Source organism: Streptomyces sp. NPDC002536 (assembly GCF_053594995.1).
This window is the reverse complement of sequence record NZ_JBSFWU010000176.1, coordinates 1-8,240: the sequence shown is the minus strand read 5'-3', so window position 1 is coordinate 8,240 and position 8,240 is coordinate 1. Positions and strand designations below refer to the sequence as shown.

Sequence of the window (8,240 nt, the reverse complement as noted above, 5' to 3'; positions counted from 1 at the left end):
CGAGGCCGCGGTCGACACCGCCGAGGCCTCGGCCTTCTTGGCGGCGGCGCGGGTGCGCTTGGGGGCGGCCTCGGCCGTCTCCGTCGCGGCCTCGACGGCCTTCTTGGTGCGGGTGCGCCGCACGGGCTTGGCCTCGGCTTCGGCGGCAACCGGTTCGGCCTCGACGGCCTTCTTGGCGGCCGCGCGGGTGCGCTTCGGCTTGGCCTCGGCCGTGTCGACGGCAGCCTCCGCCTTCTTGGCGGCGGTGGTACGCGTCCGCTTCGGCTTCGCCTCGACCGCCTCGGCGGTGTCGACGACGGCCTCGGCCTTCTTCGCGGCAGCGCGGGTGCGCTTCGGCTTGACCTCGGCGGCCTCCGCGGCCTCCGCGGTGTCGACCGCGGCTTCCGCCTTCTTGGCGGCGGCGCGGGTGCGCTTGGGGGCGGCCTCGGCCGTCTCCGTCGCGGCCTCGACGGCCTTCTTCGCCGTGGCGCGGGTGCGCTTCGGCTTCGCCTCGACCGCCTCGGCGGTGTCGACGACGGCCTCGGCCTTCTTGGCGGCGGCGCGGGTGCGCTTCGGCGCAGCCTCGGTCGCCTCGGGCTCGGCCTCGACGGCCTTCTTGGTGCGGGTGCGCCGTACCGGCTTGGCCTCGGCTTCGGCGGCAACCGGCTCGGCCTCGACGGCCTTCTTGGCAGCCGCGCGGGTGCGCTTCGGCTTGGCCTCGACCGCCTCTGCGGTGTCGACCGCGGCCTCGGCCTTCTTCGCCGTGGCGCGGGTGCGCCGCACCGGCTTCGCCTCGGCGGCTTCCACGGTCTCGACTGCGGTTTCGACTGCGGTCTCGACCGCGGCCTCGGCCTTCTTGGCTGCGGCGCGCAGGCGCTTCGCCGCGACCTCGACCGTCTCGAAGGTGACGGACTCGGCCTCGACGGCCTTCTTGACCGCCGCGCGGGTCCGCTTCGGCTTCGCCTCGGCCACGGCGGCGGCCGGCTCGGCCACGACGGTCTTCCGGGTGCGCGTGCGCCGGACCGGCTCGGCCTCGACGGCCTCCACCGTCGTGACGGCTGCCTCGGCGACGGCCCCCGCCTCGGGGGAGGTGCCCCGCGTGCGGCGGCGGCGCGGCTTCGCCGGGGCCTCCGGCTCCGGCACCACGGCCGTCGCAGCGGCCGGGGCGTCCTCGGCGACCGGCAGCGCGGTGACCGCAGCCGCCGCGACCGCAGCCCCTGCGGAACCGGTCCGCGTCCGGCGCCGGCGGCGCGGGCGGGCAGGCGTCTCCGGGGCGGAGGCCCCGGCGGCGTCCACGGTCTCCGGCGTGGCCACGGCGGCCTCCGCCGTGGCGGCGAGCGGCGCACCGTTGCGCGTGCGGCGCCGGCTGCGCGGCGTACGGGTGCGCTCGGCGGGGCGCTCCTCCGTCTGGCGCGGCCCCCGGTCCCGGTCCCGGCCGCGTCCGCGGCCCCCGGGCTCGCCGAGGTCCTCGAGCACCTCCGCGTCGAGCCCGGCGCGGGTGCGCTCCGAGCGCGGCAGGATGCCCTTGGTGCCGGCGGGGATGTTCAGCTGCTCGTACAGGTGCGCGGAGGAGGAGTACGTCTCCTCCGGCTCGTCGAACGGCAGCTCCAGCGCCTTGTTGATCAGCTTCCAGCGCGGGATGTCGTCCCAGTCGACCAGGGTGATGGCCGTACCCGCCTTGCCCGCGCGGCCGGTGCGGCCGACGCGGTGCAGGTAGGTCTTCTCGTCCTCGGGGGACTGGTAGTTGATGACGTGCGTGACGTTGTCGACGTCGATGCCGCGCGCGGCCACGTCGGTGCAGACGAGCACGTCGACCTTGCCGTTGCGGAAGGCGCGCAGCGCCTGCTCGCGGGCGCCCTGGCCGAGGTCGCCGTGGACGGCGCCGGCGGCGAAGCCCCGGCGGGTGAGCTGCTCGGCGATGTCCGCCGCCGTCCGCTTGGTGCGGCAGAAGATCATCGCGAGGGCGCGGCCCTCCGCCTGCAGGATGCGGGCGACCATCTCCGGCTTGTCCATGGAGTGGGCGCGGTAGACGTGCTGGGCGATGTGGGCGTGCGTCTGGCCCTGGTCGTCCGGCTCGGCGGCGCGGATGTGCGTCGGCTGCGACATGTAGCGGCGCGCGAGCGAGATGACGGCGCCCGGCATGGTTGCCGAGAAGAGCATCGTCTGACGCTTCGCCGGGAGCATCGTGATGATGCGCTCGACGTCCGGCAGGAAGCCCAGGTCGAGCATCTCGTCGGCCTCGTCGAGGACGAGCGCCTTGACGTGCGCCAGGCTGAGCTTCTTCTGGCCGGCGAGGTCGAGCAGCCGGCCGGGGGTGCCGACGATCACGTCGACGCCCTTCTTGAGCGCCTCGACCTGCGGCTCGTAGGCCCGGCCGCCGTAGATCGCCTGGACCCGGACGTTACGGACCTTGCCCGCGGTGAGCAGGTCGTTGGTGACCTGCTGGCACAGCTCGCGGGTGGGGACGACGATCAGGGCCTGCGGCGCGTCGGAGAGCTGCTCGGGCGTGGCCCGGCCCGCCTCGACGTCGGCCGGGACGACGACGCGCTCCAGCAGGGGCAGGCCGAAGCCCAGCGTCTTGCCGGTGCCGGTCTTGGCCTGGCCGATGACGTCGGAGCCGCCGAGGGCTACGGGGAGCGTCATCTCCTGGATGGGGAACGGGTGGACGATGCCGACGGCTTCCAGGGCCTCGGCGGTCTCGGGCAGAATCCCGAGGTCTCGGAAAGTGGGCTGAGAATTCAGCGGTTCGCCTCTTCTGTGAGACGCGGCGCGGGGCGGCGAAGGGGGTCGTACGTGGGGTCGTACGTACCGCGCCGGGGTACCGATCCCGGCCGGGGGCCGGGTGGCGCGGGACCACTGCCTTCGCTCGTGCACGCGTGCCGCGAGCGGATCCCTCCAGGTGTGCGCACGTCTCGTGCGTACCGCGGGGAGGGCGGTCGGTTTTGTGGAAGCCGATCGGGCCACCGACCGGGCATCCGCTGGAGCTCAGGGGACCTGTTCCCGAGAGACACAGCTTGGGTGCGGCCGGCCGAAGAGTCGGCTGGCCTCCTAGCACTGTACCCCGGAAAGCCGCATGTGTGTCCGGACAATCCTCGGGACGGTTCAGGACGAACCGGCTGACCAGGGCCTTCCCACCGGTGCGGGGCGGGCTATCGTTCGGTCCATGGAGACGCACGGGACGCCCGAGAACGCCGCAGAGCACACCGGAATCGCCGCCCAGGACTGGGCCACGGCCTCCGCCGACCCGCAGTACCGGGCCGCGGTCGTGGACCTGCTCGGCGCGCTCGCCTACGGCGAGCTGGCCGCCTTCGAGCGGCTGGCCGAGGACGCCAAGCTGGCGCCCTCGCTGGACGACAAGGCCGAGCTGGCCAAGATGGCCTCCGCGGAGTTCCAGCACTTCCAGCGGCTGCGCGACCGGCTCGCGGCGATCGAGGCGGACCCCACCGCCGCCATGGAGCCCTTCGCCGCGGCACTGGACGAGTTCCACCGCCAGACCGCGCCCTCGGACTGGCTGGAGGGCCTGGTCAAGGCGTATGTGGGCGACTCGATCGCCAGCGACTTCTACCGCGAGGTCGCGGTGCGGCTGGACTCCGACACCCGGGCCCTGGTGCTCGCGGTGCTCGACGACACCGGCCACGCCACCTTCGCGGTCGAGAAGGTCCGGGCCGCGATCGAGGCCGAGCCCCGGGTCGGCGGGCGGCTCGCGCTGTGGGCGCGCCGGCTGATGGGCGAGGCGCTCTCGCAGGCGCAGCGGGTGGTCGCCGACCGCGACGCCCTGTCCACCATGCTGGTGGGCGGGGTGGCCGACGGCTTCGACCTCGCGGAGGTCGGCAAGATGTTCTCGCGGATCACCGAGGCGCACACCAAGCGGATGGCCGCGCTGGGTCTGGCGGCGTAGCCGCCGGAGTAAGCGGAACACCCTGCACGCCCCCCGGTTCCGGCGCCCGCCGGCTCAGGCCGTGGCTGACCGGCGGGGGCGGCGGGGGTCCGGCCGGAGCAGCAGGGACAGCAGTGCGACGGCCACGCCCAGCGACACCCCCAGGGTGGCGAGCAGATGCCCGGGGCCGAGCACCGAGTGGGCCAGCAGGGCGCCGAAGAGCGCGGCGCCCGGCCCCGTGGCCAGCGCCAGGGGGCGCGACCCGAAGTGGCCGAACCGCTCGGGCAGCCAGCGCAGGGCTCCGTAGGAGACGGCGAGGCCGATGAGGACCGAGCCGAGCGCTTCCCAGAGGAGCATGTGGATACCCTCCCGTGCGGTGGCCGAGGAGCGGGGTGCAAATCGGTCGTAGCGGTGTTACCCCCGGACCGTGACGGGCAACCCTCGTTCCGGTCGCCCGTCACCCGTGACGCTCCTGTCCGTTACGACACGGCGAAGGCCCCGGTGCATTCCCGCACCGGGGCCTTCCGTTCGTGCTCGGGCGTCACATCGCGCCGAAGCCGACCTTGCGCACGGCGGGCTCGCCGATCTCCACGTACGCCAGGCGGTCGGCCGGGACCAGGACCTTGCGCCCGCGGTCGTCCGTCAGCGACAGCAGCTGCGCCTTGCCGGCCAGTGCCTCGGTGACCTGGCGCTCGACTTCCTCGGCAGTCTGCCCGCTCTCCAGCACGATCTCGCGGGGCGAGTGCTGCACGCCGATCTTGACCTCCACGGCCTGTCCCTCCGAAGGTGTGCGGTCCCCCTGGCAGGGCCCGGGGGAGGGGTGCGCGGCCAGCCGCGCCGGTACGTTCCACACATTAGCCCGGTACGGGGGCGGGCCGGGCCGGTCCCCGCACGCTCGCAGCGAACACGCGCACCGGGCGTGGCCTCAGTGGTTGTCGGACGCGGCCTTCTCGTGCCCGACCTTGGGGAAGCCCGCGATGCCGCGCCAGGCCAGCGAGGTCAGCAGCTGGACGGCCGTCTCGCGCGGGACCGTACTCTCGCTGGAGAGCCAGTAGCGGGCGACCACCTGGGAGACGCCGCCCAGGCCGACGGCCAGCAGCATGGCCTCGTCCTTGGACAGGCCGGTGTCCTCGGCGACGACCTCGCTGATCGCCTCCGCGCACTCCAGAGACACCCGCTCGACGCGCTCGCGCACGGCCGGCTCGTTGGTCAGGTCGGACTCGAAGACGAGCCGGAAGGCGCCGCCCTCGTCCTCGACGTAGGCGAAGTAGGCGTCCATGGTGGCCGCCACGCGGAGCTTGTTCTCGCTGGTGGAGGCCAGGGCCGTGCGCACCGCCTGGAGCAGGCTCTCGCAGTGCTGGTCCAGCAGGGCCAGGTAGAGGTCGAGCTTGCCCGGGAAGTGCTGGTAGAGCACCGGCTTGCTGACCCCGGCCCGCTCGGCGATGTCGTCCATCGCCGCCGCGTGGTAGCCCTGGGCCACGAAGACCTCCTGGGCCGCGCCCAGGAGCTGATTGCGTCGGGCTCGGCGCGGCAGGCGCGTGCCTCGCGGGCGCGCCTCGGTCTGCTCGATGGCTGTCACGCCGCCTCCCATGATTGTTCTGTGCACGGCCCACGCCGCGCCCGCCATCGTACTTTTGGGTAACCGGGCCGTGCGTGGTCGGAGCGGAGAATTTCGCATCCCGGACGCTGTGGGAAGCCGACAAATTCCCGACAAATCGCATTCCGCGCCGCCCGCGGCGACCGTGGGTCAGCGGTAGTCGTCCTCGTCGATTTCCACCACCCGGGCCTGCTCGGCGCGGTCCGCCTCGTTCGCCGCGCCCGGGTCGATGTGCTCCAGTGGCTCGTCCCGGTGCGGGGCGAGCTCCGTGTGCTGCTCCGCGGCGTCCGCCTCGGGGGCCTCCACGTCGAACTCCGCGGCGTCGGTCTCGTCCTCGAAGGTGTCGGGGTCCATCGGATCCACGGGCATGCGGAACCTCTTTCCGGCATCCAGGATGTGCGCCCTCGTACTCCTTGGTACGAGCCTAGGAGACCTGGCTCCGTACCGCCAGGCGATCTGTGACCGCCGCCACAGAGGTCCCGGCGTGATCGTCTCGTAACATTGCCCGCATGCCATCGACCGAGTCGCCGCACGCCCGTGTCGTCCCCGTGGTGCCGCCCTCGCGGCCCTCGCGGGTCGCCGAGGGCGAGGAGCTGCGCACGGTGACCCTGCCGGGCGTCACGCTCGCCGTGCGTTCTCGGCCGCCCGTGCGGGAGGGGCTGCCGCCCGCCCTCTACGTGCACGGACTCGGCGGATCCTCGCAGAACTGGTCCGCTCTCATGGAGCCGCTCGCGGACACCGTCGACGGCGAGGCGCTCGACCTGCCGGGCTTCGGCGACGCGCCGCCGCCGCAGGACGGCGACTACTCCATCGCCGGGTACGCGCGCGTGGTCGTCCGTCACCTCGACGCCTCGGGCCGCGGGCCCGTGCACCTGGTCGGCAACTCCATGGGCGGTGCGATCGCCACACGCGTGGCGGCCGTCCGGCCGGACCTCGTCCGCACGCTCACCCTGGTCTCGCCCGCCCTGCCGGAACTGCGCCCGCAGCGCACGGCCCTGCCGACCGGGCTGCTCGCGGTGCCGGGCCTCGTCTCCCTCTTCGCCAAGGCCACCCGGGACTGGAGCCCGGAGCAGCGCACGCGCGAACTGCTCGCGCTCACCTACGGCGACCCCGCACGGGTGACACCGGAGGCGTTCGCACTGGCGGTCGAGGAGTACCGGCGACGGCTGGAACTCCCGTACTTCTGGGACGTGATGGCGCGTTCGGCGCGCGGCATCGTGGACGCGTACACCCTGGGCGGGCAGCATTCGCTGTGGCGCCAGGCGGAACGGGTTCTTGCCCCTACTCTGCTCGTGTACGGGATGCGCGATCAGCTCGTCTCGTACCGTATGGCCCGGCGGGCGGGCGCGGCTTTCCGCGACTCGCGCCTGCTGACACTGCTGGAGTCGGGACATATCGCCATGATGGAGGACCCCGGCGCGGTGGCCCGCGCCTTCCGCGAGCTGCTCGCGGACACCGCCACGACGACTGGACGGAGCGCCCCGCCCCGTGGGTAAACACAGCGCACGAGCGGACCGGCCCGCCGACGGGCCGGCTGCCGCCCCCGGTACGGGCCGCCGGCGCGCCCCGGCCGGCCGCGACACGGACGACCCCCTGCCCGGACCCGGCGCGCCCGCCGGGGCTCCGCGCGACCCCGTCCTGGGCTGGGGAGTCATCGGATCGCAGCGCGCGCAGGGGACCGGCGGGTACGGCGGTTCCGGCCGCGGGCCGACCGGATACGTCAAGGGCGAGGCGTCCTTCACTCCCGGCTTCACCCCCTCCGGGGACGGGCGCGCCGGGGTGCCCGAGCCGCGTCGCGAGGCTGCCGGGCCGTCGGGCGGCACCCACCGGGCCGGCAGCAGCGGCGTGGTGCGCACCGTGACCGGGGTGGCCGCCGCCGTGGTGACCGCAGTGCTGGCCGTCGCCGTCGCCGGACAGGTCGAGGACGGCCAGGAGAGCAGGGCCCAGGCGCGCGCCGCGGACACGGACGGCCGGCAGGGCGACGGCGCCGCCTCGCGCTCCGACAGCCGGCCGACCCCCAACGGCGGCGCCGAGCTCCCGGCCACGTACGAGCAGCAGATGGGCCGCAAGTACCCGCTGGACCCGGCCGCCAAGGGAACGGGCGAATTCGCCACCATGGGCGGCCACGACAGCGCCCCCGGCAAGGGTGAAGTCCTGCGCTACCGCGTTGACGTGGAGAGAGGGCTGCCGCTCGACGGCACGCTCTTCGCCACGGCTGTGCACCGCACCCTCAACGACGACCGCAGCTGGGGGCACGGCGGCACCCGCACCTTCGAGCGCGTCTCGTCCGGCACGCCCGACTTCGTCATCACCCTGGCCAGCCCGCAGACGACCGCGGCCTGGTGCGCGAAGTCCGGCCTGGACACCACCGAGGACAACGTCTCCTGCGACTCCGCCGCGACCGACCGCGTCATGATCAACGCCTATCGCTGGGCGCAGGGTTCGCAGACCTACGGCGACCAGATGCACGCCTACCGGCAGATGCTGATCAACCACGAGGTCGGCCACCGGCTGGGGCACGACCACGAGACCTGCGAAAAGCAGGGGGCGCTGGCGCCGGTGATGATGCAGCAGACGAAGTTTCTGTCGACGGACGGGAAGACGTGCCGGGCCAACCCTTGGCCGTACCCGGCCCCGTAAGGGGCGCGGGGAACTGCGCGAGCAACCACGACGCGCCTGCAGCCGAGGTTCTCGGGGCTTCGCCCCGGACCCGCGTGCTGCGAGGACACGACCACCGTGTCGAGACGGACGGCCTTCGCACCGTCGTACTCGATCGTCACCTGCGTC

8 protein-coding genes are annotated in these 8,240 nt (G+C 73.8%); 3 read left to right on the top strand and 5 right to left on the bottom strand.

The window, feature by feature from the left end:
- On the bottom strand, nt 1-2,622 hold a 2,622-nt coding region (locus tag ACWD4B_RS34215), incomplete at its 3' end, for a DEAD/DEAH box helicase (protein ID WP_451424429.1).
- Nucleotides 2,623-3,142: 520 nt separating this feature from the next.
- Here ACWD4B_RS34215 and ACWD4B_RS34210 point away from each other — a divergent pair.
- Nucleotides 3,143-3,877 carry a ferritin-like fold-containing protein gene (locus ACWD4B_RS34210; RefSeq protein WP_451424428.1) on the top strand — a complete coding sequence of 245 codons (735 nt, stop codon included), beginning with the start codon at nt 3,143-3,145 and terminating at the stop codon, nt 3,875-3,877.
- 54 nt (nt 3,878-3,931) lie between these two features.
- Here ACWD4B_RS34210 and ACWD4B_RS34205 read toward each other — a convergent pair whose 3' ends face one another.
- The 4 genes from ACWD4B_RS34205 to ACWD4B_RS34190 form a co-directional block, all read right to left on the bottom strand.
- Nucleotides 3,932-4,213: a hypothetical protein gene (locus ACWD4B_RS34205; protein WP_336414186.1), complete on the bottom strand. Its 282-nt coding sequence runs from the start codon at nt 4,211-4,213 to the stop codon at nt 3,932-3,934.
- 184 nt (nt 4,214-4,397) lie between these two features.
- A complete protein-coding gene (locus ACWD4B_RS34200) occupies nt 4,398-4,625 on the bottom strand; it encodes a DUF3107 domain-containing protein (protein ID WP_336414185.1) in 228 nt (75 codons plus the stop codon).
- Between the two features lie 156 nt (nt 4,626-4,781).
- Entirely contained in the window at nt 4,782-5,435 is a 654-nt protein-coding gene (locus ACWD4B_RS34195; RefSeq protein WP_451424427.1) for a TetR/AcrR family transcriptional regulator, read from the bottom strand.
- 168 nt (nt 5,436-5,603) lie between these two features.
- Entirely contained in the window at nt 5,604-5,822 is a 219-nt protein-coding gene (locus ACWD4B_RS34190) for a hypothetical protein (RefSeq protein WP_451424426.1), read from the bottom strand.
- Between the two features lie 140 nt (nt 5,823-5,962).
- Between ACWD4B_RS34190 and ACWD4B_RS34185 the strand changes: the two genes are divergently transcribed.
- Nucleotides 5,963-6,949, top strand: a complete 987-nt coding sequence (locus tag ACWD4B_RS34185; protein ID WP_451424425.1) for an alpha/beta fold hydrolase — start codon at nt 5,963-5,965, stop codon at nt 6,947-6,949.
- Complete coding sequence (locus ACWD4B_RS34180; RefSeq protein ID WP_451424424.1) at nt 6,942-8,093, top strand: DUF3152 domain-containing protein; 1,152 nt, start codon at nt 6,942-6,944, stop codon at nt 8,091-8,093. The genes ACWD4B_RS34185 and ACWD4B_RS34180 overlap by 8 nt, the downstream gene beginning before the upstream one ends.
- Nucleotides 8,094-8,240: the final 147 nt, after the last annotated feature.